Below are 26,977 nucleotides of genomic sequence, written 5' to 3'. Positions count from 1 at the left end.
AAGAAGATGGCTATCGCGACGGCCAGGATAACGTAAACGGCCATGGCCGAACTCGACAGAGAGAAAACGGAAGGGTAACGGGCCCTCATTAAGTAGAGGATCGCTAAGCCCCCAATGACCCACGCAAGCCCACCGGCGAGGTAGAGCCAGAGCAAGCCCGGGGCGGGCTTTGGAACCGGCTTTTCAGGGGTCTCCTTCAGGTTCGAGTGCTCTATTATCTCAGCGAGGGCTTCGAGCCTCTTTATGCGCTTTTCAATTTCCCCTCTAATCTCCTCTCTCATTCTGCCTCACCGAGGGCCAAGCGCAGGACGCCCTCCGAAACGAGCTCAAGGATCCTCTCCCCCTTCTCCGCCGACGCACGGCTTGGGTCGTCGTTAACTCCATCCGGAAACAGTTCACTCCCTATGTCCTTCCTGATCGTTCTGAAACGTCTCCTGATTTTCCTGCCCCTCGCTTTCTCCATCCTGACCAGCTCCCCCCTCACCGCCAGCATCACGGAGGTCTCGTCCTCACCAGCGTGCCCCTGGCTCGAACAGACGGAGAGTATCTCATCCCGGAAGTCGATCCACCAGCTGACCATGACAATTTCAACGTCGGGGTAGAGCTCGGCCACGTCCTCGGCGGCCTCGGTGAGGGGATAAACGTTCCCGCCGTGGCCGTTCAGGAGTATTATCCTCTCAAAGCCCTCCGCAGCTACCTCGGCCAGCACGTCACCGACGTACATCCTGAGGGACTCGGGCCGGACGTTTATCGTTCCGGGGTAGACGTTAAGGGTGAAGGTGTGGCCGTACCATATCGGGGGCAGAAGGAGGACTTCCCTGCCCTTCAGCTTGGCCTTCTCCTCGACCCTCCTCGCTATCTCCACGGGGGCAAAAGTGTCCGTGCCGAGTGGGAGATGCCTCCCATGGGCCTCCACGCTTCCAACGGGAAGGATGACTGCCTCCACACTGCCCTTGATTCTATCAAACTCGGGCCAAGTCAGCTCCTCGATGCGCATGGGCTTCACCGCTTTGGATTAATCTCAACCCCTCATAGTCTTTTCGCCAGCGGCAAGCCGGTAAAACGGTACCGCTCCAAAGATCGCGTAAACGTACTGTGTAAGCAGCTTGAAAACAAACGCTATTGTAGCCCCTGCCGGAACGTCCCCTATGGCGAGGGTTATGCCGAGCTCGTTGCCCCCTATACCTCCAGGAGTTCCAACCGCGCTCCCTATGACCGTGGAATAAGTGACCGCTAAGAGCGTCTTTGGGTATTCCACGCTGAAGCCGAAGGCCCTGACCGTCAGGTAGAGGGCCAAGGAGAGGAGCAGGGGCTGAAGGAGGGAGACGGAGAAGCCGGCCAAAAACTTCTTCCTCGCCCCTATCCAGCCCCTGTAGTAGGACTCTATCCAAGGCAGCCTGCTCGCGGACTTGAATGCTCGGGCGAGAACTCGGTAGAGGGACTGGGGATGAACGTAAGCCCAGAGGAACAGGCCGAGGAAGGGCAGCATCGAGAGGTCGCCCATGATCAAGCCGACCACCATACCGGGCAGTATCTCAAAGGTCGTGGCCATGGATATTACGGCGAGGGAGGCCCACCAGTCGTCAAGAGCGTACTTGGCCTTGACGATGTTCCCGAGGGCGGAGTTCAGGGTCATGGCCAGGTAGCTGTTCATGAGGTTAAGCTCAAGAAGCCGACGGTAGGGGGTTTTCCTTATGCCCTGGAGCAGGACGTACCAAACGAGGGTGTAGACAAAGTAAGCCGCCAGGCCGAGGAGAAAGACGAGCAGGAGATAGTCGTACCTTATGGAGAGGGCCCTCACGGATTCGAGCTCGCGGTGTATGCGGTAGACGAGAAAGGAACCAAGGAGGAGTGTGAGAACTATCGAAACGGCCTTTCTGATGCCCCTTTTCACGTGCTCTCCTCCAGGAGTTTCCTGACGTAGCGGGGCATCTGGAAGAGGGTTTCATGGTTCCGGGGGTCGTAGTAGTAGAGGTCAAGCTTCTCAGCCCTGCTTAGGTCAACCTTGCAGAAGTCCACGTCCCCCTTAACCCCAACGAGGAAGCCCCATGGTGAAGCGTAGCCGATGACGGGGAAGCTGAAGTAGTAGACCCTATCGAAGACCCTCTTCATTGTCCTGTAAGCGTCCACGAGCTCGTTGGTGAAAAGGTAGACGCTCCCGGCCTGAGTAATGTACAGCCCCCTCTCGTTGAGCTTCTCGTAGGCATCGCGATAGAAGTCCTCCGAGAACAGAAGCTTTGCCGGCCCGACGGGGTCCGTTGAGTCAACTATGATTACGTCAAACCTCCCATCAGTTTCACGGAGGTAGCCCACGCCGTCCCCTATTACGAGCTCGGCCCTCGGCTCCTCCCCCTTTATGAGCCTCTCTAAGAGATCCTTCGCAACGTCGAGGTAGAGGTAAGATGCCTCAACGACCCCCTCGTCTATCTCAACCATGGTGGCCTTTTCAACCGTTTCGTGCCTCAGAACCTCCCTCAGCGTCCCGCCGTCACCCCCCCCTATGACGAGAACCCTTCTGGGAGATGGATGGGCCAGCATAACGGGGTGAACCAGCACCTCATGGTAGCTCTCCTCCCCAACCTCAACGAGCTGAACCGTGCCGTCGAGTACGAGAAGCTTGCCGAACCCCTCTGTCTCGTAGATTTCAAGCCTCTGGTAGTCGGTTTGGATCTCAAAGAGCCTCCTCTTGACCTTAAAACCCACACCGTAGCCCCGGGGATACCACTCGATAAAGGCGTTGTCCTCGCGGTTGAAGGGCATTAGCACCACCAACTGATAGGGGGTGGAAGTGGTTTTAAACCTAATGCAGGGACTACCAAAAGGGCTGGGATACCGAGTTCACGTCCTTTCTGAAAGCTTTGCGCCCGAAAGGGCTGCAGCAATCGGTAACCAACTTTAAGCGGTCGAAAACCTTTTAAATTCCTGCAGGGTAATACGGCGCGAGACCGTGCCCCGGGCCGAACCGAAACCTGTGAAGGGGTAGGTGATGCGCCCGCAGAGCTCGTCGTTCAGCCGGCAGGGGGTTAGGTTCAAACATGGCCAAGAACAACCCCGGGAAGGAACTTTTCCAGAGAATCAGCAACCTTGAAGACGAGATAAAAGAGGGGTTGAAGAGGGGAAGGGTTCATATCGTCGGGGAGATAAGTGGAGAGAGCGTTGATGTCGAGGCGGTTACCTTCGAAAGCGAAGAGCACCGTCTCCTCCTCAAGCTCCCCGATGAGAACAGGGTGCTCTTCATGTACCCGGTTAGAACCTCGAACCCAAGGAGGATCTACCTTGAGCTCTGGGCGTTCCTCCGGGGGAAGACCGCGGGGCCCCTTGAGGTTGGCTCCACGATCAGGGGTGTCCTTAGAAAGGCCCTCGAAAGGAGGGGATACGGCGTTGTGTGGATGAACGTCAGGGAAAGCGGCACATCGAAAACTATAGAAGTCCTCGCGAGCAAAGGAGGCGGCAGGTACAGGCTCGTCTTTGAAGAGAGAAAACCAAACGAGTTTCTCTTGGTTGAGAAGGAGAGCGTGTAGTCAGTAGGGAAACATCACGACCGCAGCCACCACCGCCGCCGGCCTGTCCTTAACCGTTATCTCAGCGGACGCAACCCGGAACTCCCCGAGCTTCCATCCCCTGACCCTGAAGCCCTCCTCCGTCATCCTCCTGACCATCTCCTCGGCCTCCTCTTTGGTGCAGTACCCGCTGTACTCGTATATGAGGCCCCCCACGTTGTTCTCGCTGATGCCAACGCCGAGGGCCGCGCTTATCGTCATTCCCGGCTCGTTGCTCTCTATGTGGGCGTAAACCGTCGGCAGGAGCATCCCTATGGGAACATCGTGAACCTGCTCCATCCACTCTATGTGCGACGGAATGACGCTGCTGAGCTTGACGAGGTTCACGTTGCCAATGCCAAGCTTGAGGAGGGCGTTGTCAAAGGCGTTTAGCTTTGTTCCTCCCTCGGCGGCGGCTGCACCAATGAAGGCCCTTTTCGGCGTTGTCCAGCTCATCTCAACCACCCCGTTTATACCCCTCCCTGCTCGATGCGGATATAAAGCTTTCGCAGGGGGAGGAGAAAAGAGGAGAAACCTCACCTGACCATTACGTTGAGCTTTTTGAGCTTTATGGATATCCCATATTCCTTGGAGACATCCCGTATAACCCGGAGTATCGTGTCCCTGGCGTCCTGCTTGAGCTTGCCCTCGTCGATGCCGGAGAAGGAACCGAAGAGCCCTCCAACCTCCTCCTTTATGAAGGAGGCCTCCAGGTCAAGGTATACCGTGCTCCCCTTGGCTTCCCAGTTTAGTTTGAGCCACTTGAAGGCCACCCTCGGGATGAGCTTGAGTTCGGTGTGGAGGCGGGACTTTAGCAGTTCTATAGCCGGCTCTATCCTGCTCCTGAGAAGGGCCTGCTCGCTCTCCCTCTTCTTCTCCTCCGTGAGGAACGAGAGCTCCTCTATCCCAGCCTGCTGGAGGAGCTTTTCTACCTCCTTCTCAAGCTCCTTCTTCTTAGCCAGCACCTGCTGTGCCTTGGCTGATGTGGCGATGGAGGGCGCCACGGGCTTAACTGCCTCAACAACCTCGACTTCGATGTTGTGAACAGTAATGTAGCGGTCTATGGTCTTCCCGAGCTCCTTCGCGTGCCTCGTGATCACGTCCCTTACGACCTTCTCAACGTTCTCCCTCGGGATCGAAGTCTCAACGGCAATCTTTGCGTTGACTTCAAACTCCTTCCATCCCCTTATGTCGAAGGTTGCCCCCGTTACTTTTATCCCTGCCTCGTTGATCTCCCCGACCGCCGTGCGGACCATTGAGCTGAAGTAGGGCCACACGTCTTCGAGGACTGAGAGGGTTATCCTGCCCTCCCTGTCAACCTTCCCGGTCTTCTTCTTTTCCCTGTCAACTATCTCCTTCGGGGCGACCTCCTTGCCGTTCAGGATAACCTTGACGTCGCGGAGGATCGGCTTTATATCCGCTTCCCTGAGGATTATCGGCGCGTACTTGCTTATCGCATGGAGCATCCTCTTCTCCGCCACCCCGCGCATCTGGCCTTCACTGTGCCCGTAGATGTGGACGTTGAGGTAGACAACGCCCTCCGTGAGCTCACCCGAGAAGGCTATCCTGCTGAGTTGAAGGGTCCTTATGCGCTTCGCCTCGGAGACGAGATGCTTGGCGTACTCCTTCAGGGCCCCGTCGAGAACCTCACCCCCGGGTATCTCAATGACCACCTCAACCTCTCCGCCGGCCTTTTCAGGTGCTTTCTTCTCGGTCTTTTTCTCGACGGTCTTCACGGGGGGTCTGACCGGGGCCGGCTTCTCCTGAGGCTTGGGAGCAGGTTTGGGAACGGGTTTCTCAACAGGTTTCTGAACCGGTGCGGATAACAGCTCCCCTATGGAAACCTTAGGGGTCTGACCGTAGGCATCGAGGTTATCGGCGATGGAAACCTTGACACCGATCTCATCAAGAGCATAGAGATCAACGACAAGGGGGCCTTTCAGGAGCTCCCTGAAAAGGTCTATTGCCTGGGAACCCGTTACAACGCTGCCGCTGCTGACTTCCTGCCCCTCGGCAGCGAGCACCTTGCTCCTGTCGAAGAGTATCGTTATGTAGTATCTCGAACTGCCCTTCTTTCCGAACACCTTTATAAAGAGACCGCTCGCTCCCGAAAGAACGTTCCTGATCTCATTGAGCAACTCCCCGGGGCTGGTAATTACGGCGTTTTCCTTAACGGGTTCAGCATCCGGCAGCTTCATGCTCTCACCATCTGATTGCTTTCTGATTAAAGGCGACACTTATATATACACCCACGGGATACATAGCCTGAAGCTTCCCTTAGAGATATATTAGAGCACCTATTTAAACGTTGTTGCTCACAGGTGGTGATCATGAGGATCCTGATACTCGGAGGGGGAAGCATAGGGCGTCAGATAGCGGAGTCCCTCAAGGGGGAGTTCGAGATAGTCATAGTAGAGAAGGACGAGCTCAGGGCCCAGTCTCTCACGGAAGGGGGCTTCAACGTTGTTCAGGGCGACTTCTCCTACACCGCAACCCTCCTGAAGGCCGGAATAGAGAAGGCGGACGCGATAATAATAACAACCCGGAACCTCGACACAGTGAAGAAAACCGTCTACATAATAAGAACGAACAACAGATCCGTCCCCATAGTTACCCTGCTCCCCGACGACATGCCAAAGGAGACACTCGAAGACGTAATCCTCGAGGAGTTCGAGAAGGAGGCCCGGATAGACTACGGAATCTACCCCCAGCGGGCCATAACGGAGGCCTTCCTCAGAACCATCCTCGAACTCGGGGAGAAGAAGAACGCTGTGATGCTCTTCAAAAAGCTCCAGGAGCTCAAGGAGAGGGGGAACAGCATACTGATACTCACCCACGACAACCCAGACCCGGACGCAATATCCTCAGCCGTTGCCCTCTCAATAATAGCCCAGAACGCTGGCCTCAAGCCCACGATAGCCCACGGTGGGGAGATAACCCACCACGAGAACAGGGCCTTCATAAACCTCCTCGGGATAACCATGCGGAGGGTTTCGAGGGGCTCCTATGAGATAAGGAAAAACGACTTCATAGCGCTCGTTGATTCCCAGCCAAACGGCAACATAACGGTGCTTGAGAAGGAGGACTTGGGAAAGGTTAAAATCGTGATAGACCACCACCAGGTTTTCCAGCAGATACACGAGCTCTTGGGTGAGGACGCGTTCATCGACATACGGCCGGAGGTCAAATCATCTGCGGCAATACTGACGGAGTACCTGCGTTCCCTGAGCATAATCCCCAACGAGGCCCTCTCCACGGCACTCTTCTACGGCATATACACGGACACGAGGAGGTTTTCAAAACTGAGCCACGTTGAGCTCAAGGCCCTTGAGTTCCTGGCCGGAAAGGTGAACCCGGAGCTCGTTGACAGGATAGAGCACCCCGACATAAGCACGGAGACGGCGGAGATACTGGCGAGGGCAATACTAAACAGGAAGCAGTACAAGAACATAGTTATCTCAAACGCAGGCTTCATAAGGAGCAGGGACGCCCTGGCAGAATCGGCCGACTTTCTCCTGAGGCTCGAGGGGATAGACACGGTTCTCGTCTTCGGAATAGTCGAGGACTTCATAGAGATCTCTGCGAGGACGAGGGACGTGAGGATCAACATAGGGGCCGCCATGAAGGAGGCCTTCGGGGAGATCGGCTCCGGGGGCGGCCATGCGACCATGGGCGGTGCGAGGATACCCCTCGGGATATTCAAACTGGCCAGGGACAAGAACTCCCTTCTGAGGCTTGCCGAAGAGGCGATAACCGAGAAGTTCCTGCAGGCGCTCGGCGTTAAGAGGGACTGAGCCCTTCTCGATTTTCCAAAATATTTCCAATGAAAATGGCAAAACTCCGAATGTCATAACTAACAGGAATATAACTCGCGGCTCTTCATGCCGAAAGCTATATAAAATGATGAACATATCGGTTCATACTCAGCGATGGGGGTAACGGTCATGGAGAAGGTAAGGAACATAGTCGTTGAGGAGATGGTAAGGACTCCGGTCGAGATGCAGAAGGTCGAGCTCGTCGAGAGAAAGGGCATCGGCCACCCGGACAGCATAGCCGATGGAATAGCCGAGGCCGTCAGCAGGGCCCTCAGCAGGGAGTACATAAAGCGCTATGGGATCATCCTCCACCACAACACCGACCAGGTCGAAGTCGTTGGCGGAAGGGCCTATCCGAGGTTCGGCGGCGGAGAGGTTATACGGCCGATCTACATCCTCCTCTCAGGGAGGGCCGTTGAGCTCGTTGACAGGGAGGAGTTCCCTGTTCACCAGGTCGCAATAAAAGCGGCTAAGGAGTACCTCACGAAGGCGGTCAGGCACCTCGACCTTGAACACCACGTCGTCATAGACTCCCGCATCGGCCAGGGAAGCGTTGACCTCGTTGGGGTTTTCAACAAGGCCAGAGAGAACCCTATCCCGCTCGCGAACGACACCAGCTTCGGCGTCGGCTACGCCCCGCTCAGCGAGACCGAGCGGATAGTCCTTGAGACGGAGAAGCTCCTCAACAGCGAGAAGTTCAAGAAGAAGTGGCCCGCTGTCGGGGAGGACATAAAGGTCATGGGTCTGAGGAAGGGCGACGAGATAGACCTTACGATAGCGGCTGCCATAGTTGACAGCGAGGTAGACAACCCCGATGACTACATGGCGGTTAAAGAGGCCATCCACGACGCAGCCTGGGAGATCGTCGAGGCCCACACCGAGAGGCCGACAAAAGTCTACGTCAACACCGCAGACGACCCGAAGAACGGCCTCTACTACATAACCGTCACCGGGACGAGTGCGGAATCCGGGGACGACGGCTCAGTCGGCAGGGGCAACCGCGTGAACGGCCTTATAACCCCGAACAGGCACATGAGCATGGAGGCAGCTGCGGGTAAGAACCCCGTTTCTCACGTCGGAAAGATATACAACCTCCTCTCGATGCTCATAGCGAACGACATAGCCGAGCAGGTTGAGGGAGTGGAGGAAGTTTACGTCCGGATCCTGAGCCAGATAGGCAGGCCCATAGACGAGCCCCTAATAGCGAGCGTGCAGATAATCCCAAAGAAGGGGTACAGTGTTGAGCTCCTCCAGAAGCCCGCCTACGAGATAGCAAACGAGTGGCTCGCCAACATAACCAAGGTACAGAAAATGATACTGGACGGCAAGCTCAACGTCTTCTGAGCCTTCAGCTTTCCCCCGCTATCATCTCCATTATTCTGCGGTGTAGGCGCTTTATCATCTCCCTCCTGTCCTCCATTAAAACCACGTCGCTCGCCCCTATAGCTTCAAGGTTGAAGGCGAAGGGACTCGGGATCTTATGCCTCTCAACAACAACCTTAACCTTCTCCTCTCTGACCCAGCTCAGGAAGAGCTCCGCGTTCTCGACGTCCATCTTGTCCTCCATTATCTCGCGGTAAACCTCCCTCAGCAGGGGAAAGTCAGGGTGATCCTCCTTGAGAACCCTCAGAAGGGAAACCGCCATGACCTGCTGTCTTCCAAGGCGCTTCTTTCTCCCGACGTACCGCCTGAGAATGAGCAACCCGCGGTTGGCAACGTGCCTGAAGCGCCTCTTCAAAAGCTCGGTGTTGTCTAAAGCCCTCTTGAGAACCTCGCGGAGGTCTTCAATCCTGAACAGCTCCCGCAGCTCAACCTCAGATAGCCTCGCCTCCTTCGGAACCCTCAGGAGGAAGCCGTTGTCGTTTATCGCTATCCCGACGTTGCAGCCCTTCCACTTGCTTACCGCGTAGGCGAAGGCCCTGCTCAAAGCGTCGTTCGCGCGCCTCCCTATGAGAGTGTGGAAGAAGTACTCCCAGGTTTCCTCCTTCTCAACTTCCTCAACTAAAACCGTCCCATCGTCGGGAACCGTTGAATACCTCGCCTGCTCGCGGAAGTAAGCTATAATCGCCCTCGCGGCCCTCTCTTCTATGCCGTACTTCCTCATAAGCCTGCTTACCGCGTCCCTTCTGTTTATGAGGCCTTTAGCCTCTCCCCTAAACCTCTGTATGTCGAGGGCTAAGTCGAAGCTGAGCGGGAGCATCTCCGAGAACCACGCTGGAATAGTCGGCTTGGCGCCCTCCCTTGGAATCACGTATATCTTGTTGCCCCTGCTCTTGATGAACTCGTAGGTTCTCCCGGCTAAGACGAAGACGTCGCCGGGCATTAGCCGTTCGGCGAACTCCTCCTCGACCGTGCCAATCATGCGCTTGTCCATCGTGTAGACCCTTATCTTGGCCTCATCGGGGATCGTACCGGTGTTCATGTAGTAGATAACCCTCGTCATCTTGCCGCGCCTTCCGAAGCGACCCTCCTCAAGCCATATCTTGGCGTAGACCTTCCTGTCCTCCAAACCCGCGTATTCTCCAGCTAAATAGCGGAGGACGCTCATGAAGTCCCCGAAGGAAAGTTCGCGGTAGGGATAGGCCCTCCTGACGACGCGATAGGCTTCTTCAACCTCCCAAACTTTGTTGAGGGCCATGCCAAGGAGGTGTTGAACGAGAACGTCGAGCGGGTTCTTCGGTATCTTAACCCTGTCGAGCCTCCTGTTGCGAGCGTTGTGCGCTAAAACGGTAACCTCGACGAGGTCGTCTCTGTCGAGCGCTATTATCACTCCCTTGCTGACCTCGTGGAGCCTGTGCCCGGCCCTCCCAATCCTCTGCAGGGCGCGGTTGACGCTCTTTGGCGAACCAATGAGAACAACTAAATCGATTGTACCGATGTCAATCCCGAGCTCAAGGCTTGTTGAGCTGACAACCGCCTTAAGCTCACCCCTCTTCAGCTTCTCCTCGACATCGAGGCGAACCTCTCGCGAGAGACTGGAGTGGTGGGCCTCTATCAACCCCTCAAACTCCGGATAGCGCTTCTTCAGGTTGAAAGCGACTCTCTCTGCCCCACTCCTCGTGTTTGTGAAGATGAGAGTCGTCCTGTGCTCCCTTACGAGCTCAGCTAAGCGGGAGTAGAGGGCGTCGCTCAGAACGCTGGCCGGGGTGTATATAAGGTCTTCGACGACGCTCTCGACCCTTATTTCGGTCTGCTTGGCAAAGCTCACATCAACTATAAGGCCGGGCCTCGGCTTTCCGTCGTCGTCGAACCCAAAGATGAACTTGGCTATCTCCTCAAGGGGGTGTATCGTCGCGCTCAGGCCTATCCTCACGAACTCCCTCTCGGCCATCTCCTGGAGCCTTTCAACGCTCAACGCGAGGTGGGAACCACGCTTGTTCTCAGCCAAGGCGTGAACCTCGTCTATTATGAGGTACTTAACAGTCTTCAGCCTCTCGCGGAACTTGGGGGCGTTTAAAGCGATGGCGAGGCTCTCGGGTGTTGTTATGAGGATGTGGGGCGGCCTCTTCAGCATTTTGCTCTTCTCGTAGCTCGACGTATCGCTCGTCCTTATGCCGACGCGGATTTCGGGCAAATCGTAGCCGAGCTCTTTAGCGACCTCCTTTATCTCCGCCAAAGGCCCTTCGAGGTTGCGCTTTATGTCGTTGTTCAAAGCTCTAAGCGGAGACACGTAGAGGACGTAGATTCTATCCTCCAGTTTTCCCTCCTTTCCGAGCAAAATCAGCTCGTTTATGGCCGAGAGAAAAGCGGACAAAGTTTTTCCTGAACCTGTGGGGGAAGAAATCAGTACGTTCTCGCCCTTGTGTATCTCTAAAACGGCGTAGCGCTGGGGAGGCGTAAAGCTCCCGAACTTCCGCTTAAACCACTCCCTAACCGGATCGCTCAGTATTGAGAATATCTCGTCGTCGGTGTACTCCCTCTCGGCCCATCGGATCATCGCGGGAACTTATTAGGCCTGGTTAAAAACTTTTTGGCTTCTGAATTCAAACCCCTACAACCCCCGCATAACCCGCGTGAGCCTGCCCAACTCGCCGAAGTCGAGGACCTCCCCCTCAATCGGTACGAGAACCCTGAGCTTTGAGACATCGAACTTCCGGAGGAAGGGCGATACTATCTCCCTCGTCACGTCGTTCCCGTAGGCCCAGGGGCTGAAGGCGGGCAGGACTATAAGCCTCTCGCCCCTAAGGAAGACGGGCACCTTGACGCTCGCCCCGACCTCGTCCCTCAGCCTCACAGCGGGGTGCTCGTGCCCTATTATAAAGCGCTCCCCCTCCTCCAGCCTGTGTCCGTGGACGAGCTTCCAGCGGCCGAGCTCAAGCGAATCAACGATTTCCACCCCGAGCTTCCTGATCCATCCAACCCCGACGTCGTGGTTCCCCCTTACGAGAACGATCTCACCTAAGTATGAGGAGAGGCCATCAAAAAACGCCTCCAGCTCCCTCCTCTCCCTCCAAGCGGGGACGAAGGAGTGCTTGAGGTCCCCGTTAATCACCAGCCTCCGCGGCCGTTCCCTCTTCAAAACCTTGGAGATTGATGAAACAACACGATCGAGGAGCTTTGGAACGTAGTTCCCCTCCCTCACCATGGCCTCCTCGAAGCCTATGTGGAGGTCGGCTACGACGAGCGAGTCCCCAAGGAGGAGGGCCTTCTCTGGGAGGAACTCAAGCTTCATAAGAGAAAGTGGGGAGGGAAAACTAAAAACCCTGCGGTCACTCGATTACGAGCTCAACCCAGTTCTCCCTTCCGAGCTTGTAGACCCTCACAAGGCCCCTCTCCTCAAGCCTCTTGAACATCCTCCAGGCTGTGGTCTTCGGTATGCCAAGGGCCGAGCGAACCTTTGACTGGGGGGCCTTTCCGCCGTTCTCGATCAGGTAGAGCAGCGCCCCCCTCTCGTCGTCGTTGAGGTCTTCCATGCCCTCTATCTTCTTCCTGAAGCGTTCGAGGCTCTCCTTCCCTAACGGCTCCACGCCCCCTCGAGGCCTCCTGAGGTACCAGTAGGCACCGCCCGCAACGAGCACAACCACACCCAGTACAACCGCAGCCCAGAGACCGCGGCCTGAGGAGCCCCTGGGCGGGGCAGAGGGGGATGGACTGGAGGAAGAAGTTTTTGGGGATGAGGTGGACTGGCTCGACGTCGAAGAGGAAGTTCCGGGACCGGGGGAGCTGGATGAGGTCTGAACAGATGAGCTGCTCGAGGTGGGGGCGGTTCCCTGGCTTGAGGAACTGGAGGACTGGGAACTGCTTGAGGTTGTTGAGCCCGCGATCGGGATAACGTACGACAGCGAAACCGTTCCGTTGGGCATCACTATGCTGTTGCCGGATATCCTGAGGGGAACGGTGTTCAGGTCGACTATGACCGCTTTATCAGGCAGGGTTATCCTGACGGGAATGGGGGAGTAGAGGGTGAGGTTCCAGATCGCTCCCCGCTTTGACGTGAGATCCGGGGTGAAGTAGGAGAGCTCTATTAAACTGGCGTTCCCGAAGTAGACCGTCACGTTAGAGCCGTTCACCTCGAAGGGGAGCATGTTCCCCCGTCCGTCAGTCACCACGAGCCCTTCAACGTCCTTTCCGAGGAGGGGTACGCTCAGCACCACCGTGTAGTTGGCGGTTACAACGCTCTCGTTCACGAGGACGTAGCCGTCGGGATAGACTGTCAGGGAGAGTGCCTCCAAGGACTGGGCCGAGGCGTAAGGGAGGAGGGATGTGAGGAGGGCCAACGTGAGAATCGTGAGAATCAAGAGGGGGTATTTTAACCTCATGCTATCACCCACTGAATTGAAAAGTGGAGGAAAAATTAAAAGTTACGGTCTCAGTGTCTGCTTCCTCCCTGACCGCGTCCTTGCCCGTGTCCCCAGTTGTGGGCTCTTCCCGGTCCCCTGACCGGGAACTTGATCCAGTGGCCCTTCCTGATCCAGTGGAGCTGCATGGCAACCGACCTAAGCTTTAACAGCGAGCTCTTTATGAGCTGCAGGGCCTCGAAGTACTTGCCCTCCCTGACGAGTTTGGTCACGTTTTCCCTAAGCTGGAGCAGCTGGGAGGTCACGTTGTCAATCAGGCTGGCGTTGACGTTCGGCAGGTACTTCATCCTTTGGAGGATCTTTATCTGGACAGTGATCACCTTGTCGAAGGCCATTGCAATCTTCCCGGCGTTAACGTGAACGTATTGCCTTCCCAAAGTGACGAGCGCCATGTCGAGCTCGTGCCTCAGCGTGCGGGCGGTTCTTAGATCCTCAACGAGGGCTGTGCTGTTGTTGTTCATAACGTCCTGGAGCACCTTCCTGTAAGCCTCCTTGGTCTCGTTGTAGAGGGCCTCCACCCGGGTTATGTTGAGTCCCTTGATCTCAGCCGCCTTTATTATCATCTCCACGTGCTTGAAGTAGCCGTTCATCCGGAGGGCCTCAAGCTTGGCCATGAACATGGTTCTGTTGATCTCCTTTGTCTGGTTTCTAAGGAGTGATGCGAGCACCATCCTGTAGTCCCTCATCGCCATTATCGAGAACCTAAGTGAGGCGCTGTAGTTGCCGGCCTGGAACTCGGAGTGGGCTTTCTCCCTGAGCTCCTCAGCCTTTGTGTACAGGGCCATTGTCTCGTTGTCGGGGGCGGCGTTGGAGATCATGGAAGCGGTGTAGTTTGCGAGCCTGTCCACGATCTTCAGGAGGTTCTGGGCGGCGCGCTCAAGCCCGGTTGCGTTCATCGTGGCGTTGGCAGTGCTGGAAGCCGGTGCCGTCTGGTTCTGCCCGCCGTTACCGCTCCCCGACCCCACTGCGTATACTGGAATGGCCGATGCGAGTATTATAAAGATGGCCAACAGGGCGGGTATTCCTCTCCCCTTCATGTCCATCACCATCTCCAACTACGCCCTCCACATATATGAGGGATTCCCCGGGAAGGCATGTAAGATAACGTTCCAGAACGTCCCATATTGAACAAACAGGGGAGATGAGGGGTAAAGTGGAAAACAAAGGTACGTTAGGCGTTTGATCAAACAGCCCCCTTCTTCTCAAGCTCCTTCACGAGCAGCGCGGTGGTGCATATGCCCTCCAAAACACTCCCGAAGTTCGGGGTCTCACCGAACTGCGCGAAGAGTGAGCCGAAGTTCGGGTGCCAGGCGTCCACCTGCTCCCTGCCCTTTCCGGTTATTATGTACACAACCCACCCCCTCTCCTTCAGGGATTCAACGAGCCTCCAGGCACCGGTCATATCTTCCCCATCCCGTATCTCAACGCCGTACTCCTCCCTGATCCGCTCAAAGAGTCCCTCCATTCCCATCACCAACCATGAATCAGAAGGGGGCTTAAAAATCCCACTCACAGCAGGATCTTGACCGCGACCCCGACCAGCAACGCCGCGAAGGCCACCCTTATCTTGAAGGGGGAAACGGAGTGAGCGGCCCTTGCCCCGAGGTGGGCGCCTATTATGAGGCCGGGTGCAAGGAGGAGGGCGGTGTATACGTCAACCTGGCCCAGGCGGTAGTGGGCAACGGTTCCCGCGAGGGCCGTGAAGAAGAGGGAGAGGCTTGAGGTTCCCACGGCGTACCTCATGGGCAGCCCGATGAAGGTGTGGAAGAGGGGAACGTTGAGAACGCCACCGCTTATGCCGAGAAGGCCCGAGGTTAGGCCCGCGAGGATTCCAACGAGAGGCACCCTTATGTAGTTTATCTCTCCAACCTCCCTCTTACAGGCCCCCCTCCCTTCCCTTACCATCCTGTAGGCGAGGTAAACGAGAAGGGCCGCGAAGATGAGTTTAAGAGCCTTCTCTGGCAGGAGGTACGACAGGTAGGCACCCACTGCCGCAAAGGGCATTGAAAAAGCCTCTTTCACGAGGACGACCCTGAAGAGAACGGCGCCGCGTCTCAGGTGGGTGTAGGCTGAAGACAGTGCGCTGATCGTTATGCAGGCTAAGCTCGTCCCTATCGCCTGATGAACGGGGAGACCCATCAGCACGAGGGTTGGAACTATGAGGAAGCCGCCCCCCACCCCGAAGAGGCCGGCGACGATGCCAATGCCGAGACCGATGATGAAGTCGAGGAGATAGGAGAGCATGGAAAAAGGTTGGGAAGGCCTCTTAAAAAACTGACGAAAGCCTTTTGTGAATTAAGGGGGAGGGAGAAACATGAAGTCGAGGGTGGCCCTCTACTGGCTCCTCGTCAGCCTCGCCTTCACCTCACCCAGCCCGGGGCGGTAGCCTTCGCCAACTGGGACGCTCCCTACGGTTTTTACAAAGACCTCTCCACCTGGATGTCCTGTGCCGGAGCATTTCTTATCATCGCAACCGCCTACGGGCTAATCGAGTGGAGAAGGGAAAGGCTGAGCCCCCTCCATCCCCTTGGCGCGGGGATTGTAACAACACTCACAATCCTCCTCGGCTACTGGGCAGAGGGTCAAGTCAGAGGACAGATGGGCTATGGAACTTCCAACATCCTGACTTTCATCATCGGCGGCTTTCTTGGGCTGGTTCTGAGCTTGACCCTCCTCCTGACGGTGTTGCCCTACCTGATCCTTGGGGGCGGATTGGGTGAGCTCTACCAACCCTACGACAGGCCCCTTCTTGCGGCGTGGCTTATCTCGCTGGCGGTTTCGGCGGTTCTCTTAGCGGTCTACGCGAAAACCAGAAGGGGGCTAAGGAACAGGGTAGCCGAGTCCTTTAAGAACCATCCTGATCGCTAAAAAGGCTAAAACGACGGCAAAGGCCTTGCCGAGGGAAGAAGCTTTAGTCCTCTTCGCTATCTTAGCACCGAGCTGGGCGCCGATTATTAACCCTGGAACGAGGAGGAGCAACCACTCGACCTCGACGTTGCCCATCGCGTAGTGCTTTAAAGCCCCGCCCGTGGCGGTGAAGACGATGGCAAAGCTGGAAGTGGCCACCGCGTAGTGTATCGGAAGACCCATGGCAGTAAGGAAAGGAACGTTTATCGCGCCGCCGCCTATGCCGAGCAGACCGCTGGCTATTCCCGCTATGAAGCCCCCAACTGGGATGATCCTGTAGTCGAGTTCCACCTCTTCAAGCCTGACCTCACCCGGCTCGGCGCTCTTCTTCCTGTAAATCCTTATCGATACAAGGAGGAGGACGAAACCGAAGATGACCTTGAGCTGGGCCGAGCTTATGTAGCTCGTTGCCCATGCCCCTATGTAGGCCCCCGGAACGGCCGTTGAAGCCAGTAGCAAGCCCGTCTTGTAGTGGATTCTGCGCTGCCTGTGGTATGCTGTGGCCGAGCTGAGTGAAGTGAAGACCACAGCTGCACTCGAAGTTCCAACGGCGTGGTGTATCTCGACCCCGAGTAAGTTCAGAGTGGGCACTATCAGAAAACCCCCGCCGAGGCCGAACATAGCCGCGAGGATTCCTATGAAGATTCCAGCCGCGAAGTAGCCAACGTACCTGATCACGCCCTGACCTCCGGGCTACCACTCGAACGCCAACGCTTCAACGAGCTTGATGAGCGCCTCAAAATCTTCCCCAGTATGCTCCCTCGGGAGGCCGATCCCACCCCCTTCACCCCGCTGGAATGAGAGCCCGTTCCTCTCGGCTATCTCCACAACCTTGGGCGGCACCTCTCCTAAGACGGCCCCTTTACCCGGCCTGGCCTCGAAGAACGAAAGCCCGATCACCTCACCGCTGAAGTCGGGCCTAAAGCCGAAGGCGAAGACGTTTCTCCCCGGAAGGTCGTGGTCGGTCAGGTCCTTAATCGCCTCGACCAGCACCTCCTCCAGGGCGTCCTCCTTTAGGGGATCCTCCACGTAGAAGGCCAGCCTGTCATAAACCCCGCTTTCCTCGTCCACCAGCTCGAAGAGTACCCCCTCGGGGGTTTCAACCGGCTCTCCGTACGGTTTAAGGGCCTCGATCAGATCGATCTTCCAGTCCATGTGGGTCACCTCAGAGCATCTTAACCTGTTCCGGCGGGCGGATTTTGAGGACTTCGCGGTTCACGAGGTCTTTCGGGATTTCACCGCGCAGAACCGCGAGAAGGTTCTTCACGGCCTGAAAGCCCATGTCCTCCATCGCCTCCTTTGAGAGGCCAGCGTAGTGGGGCGTTAACACCGTCTCCCACTCGTACCTGAAGAGTTCGTGCTCCTGGACTGGCTCTTTCTCGAAGACATCGCTCGCGTAGCCCTTGAGTTTGCCCTCCCCGATGGCCTTGACAATAGCTTTCTCGTCCACGAGGGTTCCGCGCCCTATGTTTACCAGGTACTTGCCCTCAAGGAGCCTTATCCGCTCCTCGTTGATTACGTGGTAGGTCTCTGGCGTCGCCGGAAGGGCCAAGATCACGATATCGCTCTCCCTGAGAACGTCCTCTAAGGACCTGTAAACCGCACCAACCTCCTTCTCGACCTCCCCTTTCCTCGACCGCGACCAGTAGAGGATTTGGGTCCCCATCGCCTTCATTCTCCTCGCTATTGCCTTCCCTATCGCCCCCATACCGAGGATCCCCACCTTCTTGCCGTAAACCGTCTCTATGTCCTTGAAACCGCTCCACACGGCCTTGTGCGAGTCCCACTTCCCCGAACGGACGAACCTGTCCGTGTAGGCTATCTTCCTGAGGAGCGCGATGGTAAGGCCGACCGCGAACTCGGCAACTGCTTCACTTAGCCATCCGGAAACCTTGGTAACGTATACCCCCTTCTCAGTCGCCGCTTTCACGTCAACATGGTCATAGCCGGCGGAATGACAGCTTATGACCTTCAACCTCTCGGCCCTCTCGATGACCTCCCGCGGAAAGGGGTTGAGGGGTGAGAGTATTACGCCGTCAAACTCTCCTATGCGCTCCTTGAGCTCTTCAGCGCTCGGATACAGGATAAACTCGACGTCTGCGTACTTCATGAGTTCCTCCGTAGGTTTGCTCTTCATCTTAAAGAGAACCGCCACCTTTGGTCTCATGGTATCACCGTTAAGATATTCGTCGAAAAGGTTATAAAAGTGTCGGAGGGCCTAAGGGCCTTTGTTAAGCCCCATAACTATATCCGGAAGATCCAGAAGCCTGGAGACCACGAAGTCGCAGTTGCCCCAGAGGGGCTGCTTTGACGCGTCAGGATCAAGGAGAACGCTTATCATTCCAACGTTTTTAGCACCAACGCAGTCCTTGACCGGGTTGTCGCCCACGTATATCGCCTCCCATGGCTTAACTCCAGCCCTTTCGAGTGCCAGCCGGAAGGGGCTCGGGTGGGGCTTGTAGAAGCCCGCGTCCTCGCTCGTCGTTATGCTGTCAAAGGCATCATAGATCCCCAGGGCCTTCAAATGGGCCTCTATGTAGTCGTTGTCCGAGTCCGTGATAATCCCAACGTGCAGCCCCAGGGATTTCAGGGCCTTTATTGCCTCAAAGGCGTCGGGAAAAAGCTCCCCGTAGCTGGCGTGCATCTCTATGCTGATCTCCCAGAAGTCCTCGGGCACCTCAAAGCCATACCTCCCGGCCACCCTACGCATAGCCTCGGTGTCCACTTCCCTTATCTTAACGTAGGGCTTTCCGGCGAGCCCCTTGAAGAGCTTTGAGCTCTCTTCCTCGTACTCCTCCCAGATTCTGATGGGATCCAGGTCATTCCTGCCGGCTCTCCTGAGGACTTCCCGGGCTATGTTCTGGTGGGTGACGTTTTCACCAGCCTTCGTTATCAGCGTCCCGACGAAGTCAAAGAAGACCGCCCTTATCATTCCCATCCCCCTTGGGGTAATGCCTTCCAGGTTTTAACGTTTCTGACAGTTAAACGAATGCGCCCCAGAAATTTTTCGATTTATTGGAGAACTGCCGGAAAATAGTTAGAAAAGCTTTTATTCCCCCTGCAAATCTCCTACTAAGGGATGACGGTGGAGGCAATACTCTTGGTCTGGGGCGTCAGGGACGAGGTGCTGGAGAGGATACCGGTAAAGGGCCGCTGGCTCTACGGGGAGTACGACTTCATAGCAAAGGTTGAGTTCTCAAACGAGGCCGAGGCCGAAGCCTTTGAGAGGTCCCTGAGGAGGGTAATAAACGGCGGAACATACAAGCTGCTCCCGATAAAGCTCTCCGCCATAAAATCGGAGAAAGGGGGCGTTGAACTCGAAGAGATCCTTGTCAAAGGGATTCAAGCCCGAGAAGCGCCCTAATGAGCTTCTCATTCTCCTCCGGCCTCCTCACGGAGAAGCGGATGAACTCTGGAAGGCCGAAGCTCTCGCAACTCCTCACAAGGATCCCCTCCCTTTTTAGTGCCTCAACGACTTCCTTGGCATCTCCAACGCGCTTGATGAAGAAGTTGGCGTCGCTTTTAACACTCAAAGCCCTCTCAATCCTCCCCTTCTCGCGCCAGACTAACGGCATCGTCTTTCTCAGATGCTCAAAGCCGTCTTTGAGGAGAAACTCAAGGAAAGCAAGGCCAGTCGAACCTATGCCCCACGGCATCCTGACGCTTTTAAAAGCCCCGGGAAAGCCGATCACGTAGCCGACCCTTATTCCCGGCAGGCCATAGCTCTTGGTGAACGTCCTGAGCTTTACAACGTTCTCCCCGCTCGGGCTTTCGGGCTTTTGAACGAAGTCTATGAAGGCCTCATCGATGACGAGGAGTGCTTTCTTATCCTCGACAGCATCGATGAGGGGCTTGATTTCCTTAACGCGGTAAAACCTTCCGTCGGGGTTGTTGGGGTTGCAGAAGAAGACCACCGAGTCCTTCTCCACGAGCTCAGCCAGCTTCTCAGGCTCGTTCGGGCCTTTGACGACCTTTCTCCCAAAAATTCTCGCTACTCTCCCGTACTCGCCGTAGGTGTGCTCCGGGATAATCACATCCCTCCCACGGAGCGCGAGGATTCCGAGGAGGTATAACGCCTCGGTGATGCCGGCGGTTACGGTTACTTCCTCCCGGACAAGCTCCGAGAGGCCCTCTTCGAGCTTTTCGTAGTAGGGGTAGCGGTTGCTTATCTCTTTGGCACGCTCGAACATTTCATTGACCCATTCCGGCTGGTATGGGTTGAGCGAGGCCGAGAAATCGAGCAGGCCCCCCTCCCTCGCACCACCGTGGTATGTTGAGAACTCTATCGGCCTAAGCATGGGCAGGCCCCCGTTGCGAGCAGTATTGAGACGATTATTATCCATTCGGCAACTATAACCCAGTAAACCCTCAGAGCGCGCTTAATGTCGGAATCCTTGGGTTCTCTCCCGGGAAAGCGGTAAACGCCGGGTTTCTCAAGCCACACACCTAAAACGGCACTCATCACAGCTATCGGCTTATCCGAGTTTATCTTGAACCTTGCCAGGCGGTAATGGTGGAAAACCTTCCCGGCGCCGAGGGGCAGGTAGAGGAGAACCGTCAGGCGGGCTGGGATGAAGTTTAGGGCATCGTCAAGTCTTGCAGAAAACTTTCCGAAGTACTCGTAGGCCTCATTTCTATAGCCGAACATCGCGTCGAGAGTGTTAACGGCGCGGTAGACCAAAGCACCGGGCAGGCCGAAGAGGAGGAAGTAGAACAGCGGGGCTATTACGGAGTCGTTGAGGTTCTCGGCGAGGCTCTCTATTGCTGCAGAGTTGAGGTGGGCTTCGTCGAGGCTCTCTGTTTCCCTGCTGACGACCATCGAAACGGCTTTCCTCTTCTCTTCGAGGTCTTCCGTCATCGTTTTAGCTACGTGCTCGTATAAACTCCTCACAGCGAACGAGCTCTTGAGGAAATAGACCGCTAAGGCATAGTTGAGGGGGTACGGCGCGATAAAGGGCGAGATGGAAAGCAAAAATGCTAAAGCCACAACCGGCAAAGCCGTAACTGTACCGCTCAGAAAGTCAAGCTCTGGAGAGCGTCTTCGATAGCGGGAATCTACTAATCCCGCGAGATTCCCGAACCACACCACTGGATGGAGCTTTGCCGGTGGCTCGCCCAAGCTCAGGTCCCAGAGGAGGGCCAAGGCTAAGACGATTAAAGCCTCCATTCGCCCAGGGCCTCCCGGATTTTAACGTATTCACTCAGAATTTCACCGCTTGCCCTCCTAACGCCCCTCCTCACATACCATGCCGGGTGTTTGAGGTAGACGGCCTCGTATCCGAGCTCCTTGAGGGTCTTTTCTGCGGTTCTACCAACCGCAAAAATGGCCTTTGGCTTCAGAATCTCCAGCTCCCTTGCTAAAAGCTCGTAAGCTCCCGGGGGAATTTTCTTCAGCCTGTTCTCCGGTGGGTTGCACTTGACGACGTTGGTTATGTAGAGGAAGTCCGGGTTAATTCCAAGGGAGAAGAGAACCTTGCGGAGCAGCATTCCGGAGGCATCGCGGTAGAAGCATATCCCCGTTTTCCCGCACCCGCGCCTTCCAGGGGCCTCACCGACGAGGATGGCCTTCGAGCCTGCAAAACCGTTGGCGAAGGGCAGTCCCTTGAACTCGCCGACCTTAAGCTGGTATTCAAGGTTCTCCCGCCCGCAGAAGTACTCTGGATTATCCAAGAGAGCGCGGTAAAGGTTGGAGAGCTCGATTCCCTTGGCCTCGCTTTTCTCGTCCGTTACTAAAAACCTCTCCTCCGGGTTGTATACCGTCCTCGCGTAGGTTCCGTAGGTCTTTTCGTCCAAACTTAGGAGGTCGCGCCAGTCTTCAAGCTTCAGGGGTCTGACCCTGAGGTTCTTCGGATTGATGTAAACTTTTCCAGCCCTCTCCAGCGTCTCAAGTCTCAGGAGCATAATGGATAAAAGCTCCAGCTCTTTATAACCCTGACGGGGGCGATAGCTTGAAGGGGGTTGCCTTCTTTTCGGGCGGCAAGGACGGGCTCTACGCTCTTTACCTCGCTGAAAAGAATGGAATCGAGGTTCCGTACCTGCTGGCGCTCAAAACGACGATCGGCCTCTCACCGCACTGGGAGAATTTAAACTCCCTCAAAACGCTCGCAAAAGCGATGGGAAAGGAGTTGCTAACCTTCGACATGTCTCACGGAAGCGACGCTTTAGCTGAATTCATCGGCTCCCTCGGCGTTGACTATCTCATAGCAGGCGATATCCTTCTCGGAGACCACAAAAAGTGGGTTGAGGGTCTGGCTGAGAAAGCCGGTGTTAAGGCCCTCGAACCGCTCTGGGGAAGGGATACCCTTGAGCTGGCCAGAGAAATGCTCAAGGAAGGCTTCGAATGGGCAATAATAGCGGTTGATAAAGAAAAGCTCCCGCGGAAGGCTTTAGCCTATACCTTCCGCTCTCCAGAAGACCTTGAGGGCTTTTTGAAAACTTACCCGGGCGTTGATCCGGTCGGAGAGTTCGGCGAGTTCCACACCGTTGTTTTAGCCTCGCCCCTCTTCGAGGGGCGCTTTAAGCTTGAGGTGAAGTCCTTCGAGGAAAGCGAGAGGTATTACTGGGTTCGCTTTGGGCTGGTGAGAGCATGAAAGCTGAAGAACTCCTCAAAAGGCTCGAAGGGCACGGCGTAACGCTGGAGAAAATGCTCGACACCGCGATGGAGCTTTACATCGGCGACGAGCCCGAAAAAGCCAGGGAAAGGCTTGGAGAGCTCATGCTCCGCTACCTCGGAGACATCAACGTTCAGGCCCTCCTTATGGTCTCGCTCCTGCTTGAGGAGGACTTTGGGGTCGAAGGTGATCCGGTTAACCTCGTAGCGGACGAGCTAATTGGAATCGACATCGCGGAGTATATAGGCGGGAAGATGGCGCTCTTCAACTTCTTCTACTACGACACGCGAAAGCCCGGAATCTTAGCGGAGCTTCCGCCTTTCCTCGATGACGCGATAGGAGGGTTTATAGCCGGCTGTATGACAAAACTCTTTGAGGGTGATTTAGATGGTCAAGATTGAGACCCGGAAGTGCCCCATCTGCGGGGGCACGATGGTGAAGAGCAGGTCAGAAAGGGCCGGCTATGCGAGGTTCTTCTGGCAGCCGCCGTGGAAGAGCAGGACAACTGGCGTGCTGAGGCCCTTCATTGAGGCCACCCCATGGCTCTGCCTCGACTGCGGTGTTGTTTTAGCGTTCGCGGACGAGGATAAGCTCCAAACTCTAAGGGAGGAGTTCGAGGAGAAGAGAACAGAGGTGGGCCTGTGAAGAACATCCTACCCTTCCTCACAAGGATTCCCGTCAGGGGAGACTTTGAGAAGGCCCGAAAAGAGCTCTGGGCCTTTCCGCTTGTTGTCCCGGTCAGCTCGGCCCTTCCCGTGCTTGTGCTCTATCTAAAACTCCCACTGGCCAACCTTCTCGCCCTCCTGGCGCTCTACTTCACAATCGGCCTCCTCCACCTCGACGGCCTTGCTGACTGGGCCGACGGGATTATGGTCAAGGGCGACCGCGAGAGGAAAATCAAGGCCATGAAGGACCTCAACACCGGTATAGCCGGCCTTTTTGCCGTCGTGATGGTTCTCTTCCTCCAGGTTTACTCGCTCCAGCTCGTTCCTTTCTACGCCATCTACTTAGCTGAACTCAACTCGAAGTCCGCCATGCTCCTCGGTCTGGCAACGAAAAGGCCCCTCGGCCAGGGATTGGGGGCGTACTTCATGGAGGAAATGGACAAAAAACAGCTCGCCACCGGGACAGTCCTCTATCTTCTCCTGTATCTTCCAATAGCGTTCTACAACCCGCTCGCCCTTGCCGGGATAACGGGTCTCCTCTTCGGCGCGTACACCATAAGGCTCTCCCTCGACAACTTCGGCGGGATAAACGGCGACTGCCTCGGGGCCATCGCGGAAATAACGAGGGCGGGAACGCTCCTGATCCTGGCGTTTGTGTGGGCTTACCTTTAAATATTGCATCACCTAAACTCATGCGGTGGAACCATGCAGGACGTTGAGAGGATTCTTTCCCAGCTACCCCCCGAGGCGAGAAAGGAGCTCTTGGACTACGCCGAGTTCCTTCTGCAGAAGTACGGTAGAAAAGGTGAAAAGAGAGGTTTCACTTTCTCCTGGGAGGGGAAGCTGAGGGACGTTAAGCTTACACCCGTTGAGCTCCAGCACAAAGCTCTGGAGTGGCGAGTTTGACGTCTCTTCTGTAGCATGGCTTTTTGTACTTGGAAGCGCTTATAATCCAAAGTTGCTTATTGATTTTCATGATAGTCATCCTCGCCGGCGGAAAGTCGAGCCGGATGGGAAGGGAAAAGCCCGTCCTGAGGGTCGGAGGAAAGCCGATGCTCCTCAGGGTTTACGAGAAGGCTTCAGCAATAGGAGAAACCATCGTGGCCCTCTCAAAGAACACGCCGAAGACCAAAGAGTTGTGCCTCAGGGACGGAATTCCCTTCGTTGAAACGCCGGGAAAGGGCTATGTCGAAGACGTAAAGTGGCTCCTCCGGGAGTTAGGGCCCTTTGTGAGCGTTTCAGCAGATCTGCCCTTCGTTAAGGCCTCGGATATTGGCTCAATCGCAAAAGCCTTCGACGGAAGGACGAGCCTAACGGGTGTCCTTTCACTTGAGAAAGTTCCGGGAGATTTGAGGCCTGCAATTTATAGGGGCTACGCGATAGTTGGATTGAACGCGGTAGCGCTAGAGGGAGAGCGCTTTTTCGAGCTGAGCAACCCGCTTTTGGCTTTAAACGTAAACACGCCGGAAGAGTTAAAGCTCGCCAACAGGATAGCTAAACTGGTGGAAAGATGAAGGAGGAAATCAGGGGCGCCCTTGCCCTCGCTGGTGTTCTAATACTGGGCCTGCTGTTTCTCTTCGCTTCCTCATTATAGCGGTTGTTCTAATCCTGATAGGCCTTCTCGTCTTCCTCGGCTTTTACATCTACCTCCGTCTGAAGCTCTGGTGGAGGAGGCATCCGCCGATGGAGCTTGAGAGACCGGAGGATTATTTTTAGAGTCCAAGCTCCTCCAAAATCCTCTCCACGTCGAGGTTCTTTTCGACAACCTCCGCAAACCGCTCTATTTCCTCCTCAACGCTCCACCCTTCAACTGAAACCGGTTCGAGCCCCTTCTCCAGCCTAAGGAAGTTCAAAAACCTCCCCGTGAATTCAAAGTTGTGAAAGATGCCGTGTAAGTAAGTTCCAAAGGCCCTCTCGCCTATAGCTCCCTCCGGCTCAAGGATTTTCACACCGTTTATGGAGGTTATGACCGAGAAAGGCCTCCCAGAGACCGAACGGCCCATCCTTATCTCGTAGCCTTCCACGCTCATCCCTTCAGCCGGCCCCCAGAGAACCCTCGCTTTCAGGTGGTTCGTTCGCTTTTCCCTCGTGAAGACGGTTTTCGCCGGAAGAAGCCCGAGGCCCTTAACCCTTCCGCGCCTTGATTCAACCTCGTCTATAATCTCCCTCCCGAGCATCTGGAAGCCGCCGCAGATTCCCACGACGAAAGCTCCCTCGCGGTGAGCCTGAATTATGGCCTCCTCGATGCCGCTCTCCCTCATCCAGAGCAGATCCTCAACCGTGTTCTTGCTCCCCGGAATGATTATAACGTCGCCCTTTATCTCCTCGGCTCTGGTAACGTAGTCAACGCCGTTCGCCCAGTGGAGGGGCTCAAAGTCCGTAAAGTTGCTTATGTGTGGGAGCTTGACTATCTGTATGTATAGCTCGCCCCTAACCTTGGGGAACTCGGCTAAGGAGTCCTCCTCGGGAAGGCGGTGCTCAACGTAGGGGATAACTCCGAGGGTCGGCTTCCCGTAGCGCTTTTCGAGATAATCAAAGCCCGGCTTTAGGAGGGAGGCATCACCGCGGAACCTGTTGAAGACGAAGCCGGTAACGAGTTCCCGCTCCTCCTCGCTCAAAAGCTCCATCGTGCCGACTATCGAGGCGAAGCTTCCACCGCGGTCTATGTCGGTAACGAGAATAACCCTCGCGTTGGCGTGTTTGGCAACTCTCATGTTGGCTATGTCGTAGTCCTTCAGGTTTATCTCGACCGGACTGCCGGCGCCTTCGATTAGAACGAGGTCGTGCTTCTCCTTCAGCTCGTCGAGAACCCTCATCGCCCTTCTAAAGAGCTCCTCCTTTCGAGAGAGCATGTAGTCCCTGGCTGAGACGCTACCTATGGGCTTTCCCATGAAGACGACCTGGCTCCTCATGTTTCCTTCGGGCTTGAGCAGAATCGGATTGAACCTCACGCTCGGCTTTTTTCTGCAGGCTATCGCCTGAAGGTACTGGGCGCGGCTTATCTCGCCTCCCTCAATGCTCGGCGCGGAGTTGAGGCTCATGTTCTGGCTCTTGAAGGGAACCACATCGTAGCCGAGGTTGGAGAAGATTCTGCATAATGCAGTGACGAGGAGGGATTTGCCAGCACCGGATGAAGTCCCCTGAACCATCAAGGCCTTTCCCATTTTCTCACCGGAGAGCGTTGGCCGAAGGCCATATAAACCCTTGGATAAAACCTCCAGCGGTGGTTGGAATGGAGAGCCTCTTCCTGCTCGTTTTGGGAAACACCGAGATAAGCACCGTTCCGGGAATCAGCGTCGCCGGGGCAACGCCTGAACTCACGAAGCTAACTCCTGTTGCCGATGCCGAATACCTCTTCCATGAGAAGCCCCTAACGATTGACGTCATCCCAGTAACACCCGAAGGGCACCCGACGCCGGCAATAATCACCAAAGCGGCAAAAGAGCTGGCGAACTTTCCTGTTATCGTGGTCAGAGGAGGAACTTACCTCGCTCCACTCGTTCCGCACGTCCACATAAGCAACGCCGTCGGGAGGGACTTCAGAAAGGAGCCGGCTTTACCGGAGTTCGGGGACATACTAAAGCGCGCCAAGCTCCTTGGAGAAGAGCTGAACAAGTCATCAATCAAGGAACTCGTGGTTGG

30 protein-coding genes and 2 pseudogenes are annotated in these 26,977 nt (G+C 55.9%); 12 read left to right on the top strand and 20 right to left on the bottom strand.

The features are described from left to right. The 4 genes and pseudogenes from MVB78_RS01580 to speE form a co-directional block, all read right to left on the bottom strand. Window positions 1–281: pseudogene (locus tag MVB78_RS01580) on the bottom strand (hypothetical protein); the annotation flags it as partial. Beyond that, window positions 278–997 (bottom strand): creatininase family protein, encoded by a 720-nt coding sequence (locus MVB78_RS01575; RefSeq protein WP_297487184.1) that lies wholly within the window; start codon window positions 995–997, stop codon window positions 278–280. The gene MVB78_RS01575 and the pseudogene MVB78_RS01580, both read right to left, overlap by 4 nt. Window positions 998–1,021: 24 nt before the next feature. Then, the gene (locus MVB78_RS01570; protein ID WP_297487176.1) at window positions 1,022–1,894 is read right to left on the bottom strand and encodes a lysylphosphatidylglycerol synthase domain-containing protein; all 873 of its coding nucleotides are present in this window, start codon (window positions 1,892–1,894) and stop codon (window positions 1,022–1,024) included. Then, window positions 1,891–2,760 (bottom strand): polyamine aminopropyltransferase, encoded by an 870-nt coding sequence (speE, locus tag MVB78_RS01565; protein WP_297487182.1) that lies wholly within the window; start codon window positions 2,758–2,760, stop codon window positions 1,891–1,893. Before speE ends, MVB78_RS01570 begins: the two co-directional genes overlap by 4 nt. A gap of 275 nt (window positions 2,761–3,035) precedes the next feature. On the opposite strand from speE, the gene MVB78_RS01560 reads away from it, so the two are divergent. Then, entirely contained in the window at window positions 3,036–3,521 is a 486-nt protein-coding gene (locus MVB78_RS01560; RefSeq protein ID WP_297487174.1) for a hypothetical protein, read from the top strand. Here the strand turns inward: MVB78_RS01560 and MVB78_RS01555 are convergent, their stop codons facing one another. Both MVB78_RS01555 and MVB78_RS01550 read right to left on the bottom strand, forming a co-directional pair. Further along, complete coding sequence (locus MVB78_RS01555; protein WP_297487172.1) at window positions 3,522–3,995, bottom strand: pyruvoyl-dependent arginine decarboxylase; 474 nt, start codon at window positions 3,993–3,995, stop codon at window positions 3,522–3,524. Between the two features lie 80 nt (window positions 3,996–4,075). Then, on the bottom strand, window positions 4,076–5,737 hold the full coding sequence (locus MVB78_RS01550; protein ID WP_297487169.1) for a DUF2226 domain-containing protein: 1,662 nt from the start codon (window positions 5,735–5,737) through the stop codon (window positions 4,076–4,078). A gap of 132 nt (window positions 5,738–5,869) precedes the next feature. Between MVB78_RS01550 and MVB78_RS01545 the strand changes: the two genes are divergently transcribed. Next, window positions 5,870–7,333, top strand: a complete 1,464-nt coding sequence (locus tag MVB78_RS01545; RefSeq protein ID WP_297487181.1) for a DHH family phosphoesterase — start codon at window positions 5,870–5,872, stop codon at window positions 7,331–7,333. Between the two features lie 150 nt (window positions 7,334–7,483). After that, window positions 7,484–8,698: a methionine adenosyltransferase gene (locus MVB78_RS01540; protein ID WP_297487166.1), complete on the top strand. Its 1,215-nt coding sequence runs from the start codon at window positions 7,484–7,486 to the stop codon at window positions 8,696–8,698. Window positions 8,699–8,702: 4 nt separating this feature from the next. On the opposite strand, the gene MVB78_RS01535 is transcribed toward MVB78_RS01540, so the two are convergent. The 6 genes from MVB78_RS01535 to MVB78_RS01510 form a co-directional block, all read right to left on the bottom strand. Then, window positions 8,703–11,291 (bottom strand): ATP-dependent helicase, encoded by a 2,589-nt coding sequence (locus MVB78_RS01535; RefSeq protein ID WP_297487163.1) that lies wholly within the window; start codon window positions 11,289–11,291, stop codon window positions 8,703–8,705. A gap of 54 nt (window positions 11,292–11,345) precedes the next feature. Beyond that, on the bottom strand, window positions 11,346–12,026 hold the full coding sequence (locus MVB78_RS01530) for a metallophosphoesterase (RefSeq protein ID WP_297487160.1): 681 nt from the start codon (window positions 12,024–12,026) through the stop codon (window positions 11,346–11,348). A 37-nt stretch (window positions 12,027–12,063) separates the two neighbouring features. Next, entirely contained in the window at window positions 12,064–13,113 is a 1,050-nt protein-coding gene (locus MVB78_RS01525) for a winged helix-turn-helix transcriptional regulator (protein WP_297487157.1), read from the bottom strand. Window positions 13,114–13,163: 50 nt separating this feature from the next. Next, window positions 13,164–14,207, bottom strand: coding sequence for a hypothetical protein (locus tag MVB78_RS01520; protein ID WP_297487154.1), 1,044 nt, complete (start codon window positions 14,205–14,207; stop codon window positions 13,164–13,166). A 128-nt stretch (window positions 14,208–14,335) separates the two neighbouring features. After that, on the bottom strand, window positions 14,336–14,623 hold the full coding sequence (locus tag MVB78_RS01515; RefSeq protein ID WP_297487179.1) for a hypothetical protein: 288 nt from the start codon (window positions 14,621–14,623) through the stop codon (window positions 14,336–14,338). Window positions 14,624–14,661: 38 nt separating this feature from the next. Beyond that, window positions 14,662–15,396 (bottom strand): sulfite exporter TauE/SafE family protein, encoded by a 735-nt coding sequence (locus MVB78_RS01510; protein WP_297487151.1) that lies wholly within the window; start codon window positions 15,394–15,396, stop codon window positions 14,662–14,664. 195 nt (window positions 15,397–15,591) lie between these two features. On the opposite strand from MVB78_RS01510, the gene MVB78_RS01505 reads away from it, so the two are divergent. Next, the gene (locus MVB78_RS01505; RefSeq protein WP_297487148.1) at window positions 15,592–16,020 is read left to right on the top strand and encodes a hypothetical protein; all 429 of its coding nucleotides are present in this window, start codon (window positions 15,592–15,594) and stop codon (window positions 16,018–16,020) included. Here the strand turns inward: MVB78_RS01505 and MVB78_RS01500 are convergent. From MVB78_RS01500 to MVB78_RS01485, 4 genes are read right to left on the bottom strand one after another with little or no spacing between them, the layout of a single operon-like run. Continuing rightward, on the bottom strand, window positions 15,973–16,737 hold the full coding sequence (locus MVB78_RS01500) for a sulfite exporter TauE/SafE family protein (RefSeq protein ID WP_297487145.1): 765 nt from the start codon (window positions 16,735–16,737) through the stop codon (window positions 15,973–15,975). The genes MVB78_RS01505 and MVB78_RS01500 overlap by 48 nt on opposite strands. Before the next feature lie 15 nt (window positions 16,738–16,752). Further along, complete coding sequence (locus MVB78_RS01495) at window positions 16,753–17,214, bottom strand: hypothetical protein (RefSeq protein ID WP_297487141.1); 462 nt, start codon at window positions 17,212–17,214, stop codon at window positions 16,753–16,755. A 10-nt stretch (window positions 17,215–17,224) separates the two neighbouring features. Next, a complete protein-coding gene (locus MVB78_RS01490; RefSeq protein WP_297487139.1) occupies window positions 17,225–18,226 on the bottom strand; it encodes a 2-hydroxyacid dehydrogenase in 1,002 nt (333 codons plus the stop codon). Between the two features lie 51 nt (window positions 18,227–18,277). Next, the gene (locus tag MVB78_RS01485) at window positions 18,278–18,991 is read right to left on the bottom strand and encodes a TIGR02253 family HAD-type hydrolase (RefSeq protein ID WP_297487177.1); all 714 of its coding nucleotides are present in this window, start codon (window positions 18,989–18,991) and stop codon (window positions 18,278–18,280) included. A gap of 147 nt (window positions 18,992–19,138) precedes the next feature. Between MVB78_RS01485 and MVB78_RS01480 the strand changes: the two genes are divergently transcribed. After that, entirely contained in the window at window positions 19,139–19,423 is a 285-nt protein-coding gene (locus MVB78_RS01480; protein WP_297487136.1) for a hypothetical protein, read from the top strand. Here the strand turns inward: MVB78_RS01480 and MVB78_RS01475 are convergent. Genes MVB78_RS01475 through MVB78_RS01465 form a run of 3 tightly spaced genes read right to left on the bottom strand, consistent with a single transcriptional unit; the run spans window position 19,392 to window position 21,960 of the window. Then, window positions 19,392–20,357 (bottom strand): aminotransferase class I/II-fold pyridoxal phosphate-dependent enzyme, encoded by a 966-nt coding sequence (locus MVB78_RS01475; protein WP_297487133.1) that lies wholly within the window; start codon window positions 20,355–20,357, stop codon window positions 19,392–19,394. The two genes, MVB78_RS01480 and MVB78_RS01475, sit on opposite strands and share 32 nt — an antisense overlap. After that, a complete protein-coding gene (cbiB, locus tag MVB78_RS01470) occupies window positions 20,342–21,226 on the bottom strand; it encodes an adenosylcobinamide-phosphate synthase CbiB (protein ID WP_297487130.1) in 885 nt (294 codons plus the stop codon). Before cbiB ends, MVB78_RS01475 begins: the two co-directional genes overlap by 16 nt. Continuing rightward, complete coding sequence (locus MVB78_RS01465) at window positions 21,214–21,960, bottom strand: uracil-DNA glycosylase family protein (RefSeq protein WP_297487127.1); 747 nt, start codon at window positions 21,958–21,960, stop codon at window positions 21,214–21,216. The genes cbiB and MVB78_RS01465 overlap by 13 nt, the downstream gene beginning before the upstream one ends. Window positions 21,961–22,007: 47 nt before the next feature. On the opposite strand from MVB78_RS01465, the gene MVB78_RS01460 reads away from it, so the two are divergent. The 6 genes from MVB78_RS01460 (at window position 22,008) to MVB78_RS01435 (ending at window position 24,849) form a co-directional block, all read left to right on the top strand. Next, a complete protein-coding gene (locus tag MVB78_RS01460; RefSeq protein ID WP_297487124.1) occupies window positions 22,008–22,649 on the top strand; it encodes a diphthine--ammonia ligase in 642 nt (213 codons plus the stop codon). Then, a complete protein-coding gene (gene cobZ / locus MVB78_RS01455) occupies window positions 22,646–23,071 on the top strand; it encodes an alpha-ribazole phosphatase CobZ (protein WP_297487122.1) in 426 nt (141 codons plus the stop codon). The genes MVB78_RS01460 and cobZ overlap by 4 nt, the downstream gene beginning before the upstream one ends. Continuing rightward, the gene (locus MVB78_RS01450; RefSeq protein WP_297487120.1) at window positions 23,058–23,315 is read left to right on the top strand and encodes a hypothetical protein; all 258 of its coding nucleotides are present in this window, start codon (window positions 23,058–23,060) and stop codon (window positions 23,313–23,315) included. Before cobZ ends, MVB78_RS01450 begins: the two co-directional genes overlap by 14 nt. Next, on the top strand, window positions 23,312–24,007 hold the full coding sequence (gene cobS, locus MVB78_RS01445) for an adenosylcobinamide-GDP ribazoletransferase (protein ID WP_297487118.1): 696 nt from the start codon (window positions 23,312–23,314) through the stop codon (window positions 24,005–24,007). Before MVB78_RS01450 ends, cobS begins: the two co-directional genes overlap by 4 nt. A gap of 33 nt (window positions 24,008–24,040) precedes the next feature. After that, a complete protein-coding gene (locus MVB78_RS01440) occupies window positions 24,041–24,241 on the top strand; it encodes a DUF2281 domain-containing protein (protein ID WP_297487116.1) in 201 nt (66 codons plus the stop codon). A gap of 68 nt (window positions 24,242–24,309) precedes the next feature. Next, window positions 24,310–24,849 (top strand): NTP transferase domain-containing protein, encoded by a 540-nt coding sequence (locus MVB78_RS01435; RefSeq protein WP_297487115.1) that lies wholly within the window; start codon window positions 24,310–24,312, stop codon window positions 24,847–24,849. A 198-nt stretch (window positions 24,850–25,047) separates the two neighbouring features. Here the strand turns inward: MVB78_RS01435 and MVB78_RS01430 are convergent, their stop codons facing one another. Continuing rightward, the gene (locus MVB78_RS01430) at window positions 25,048–26,499 is read right to left on the bottom strand and encodes a cobyric acid synthase (RefSeq protein WP_297487113.1); all 1,452 of its coding nucleotides are present in this window, start codon (window positions 26,497–26,499) and stop codon (window positions 25,048–25,050) included. A 68-nt stretch (window positions 26,500–26,567) separates the two neighbouring features. Between MVB78_RS01430 and MVB78_RS01425 the strand changes: the two are divergent. Next, a pseudogene (locus tag MVB78_RS01425) lies at window positions 26,568–26,977 on the top strand (TIGR00303 family protein); the annotation flags it as partial.

This window comes from Thermococcus sp. (assembly GCF_026991495.1).
In the GTDB taxonomy this organism is placed as follows: domain Archaea; phylum Methanobacteriota_B; class Thermococci; order Thermococcales; family Thermococcaceae; genus Thermococcus.
Note: the sequence above shows the minus strand (reverse complement) of the source record. Positions and strands in the feature narration are given on the sequence as shown.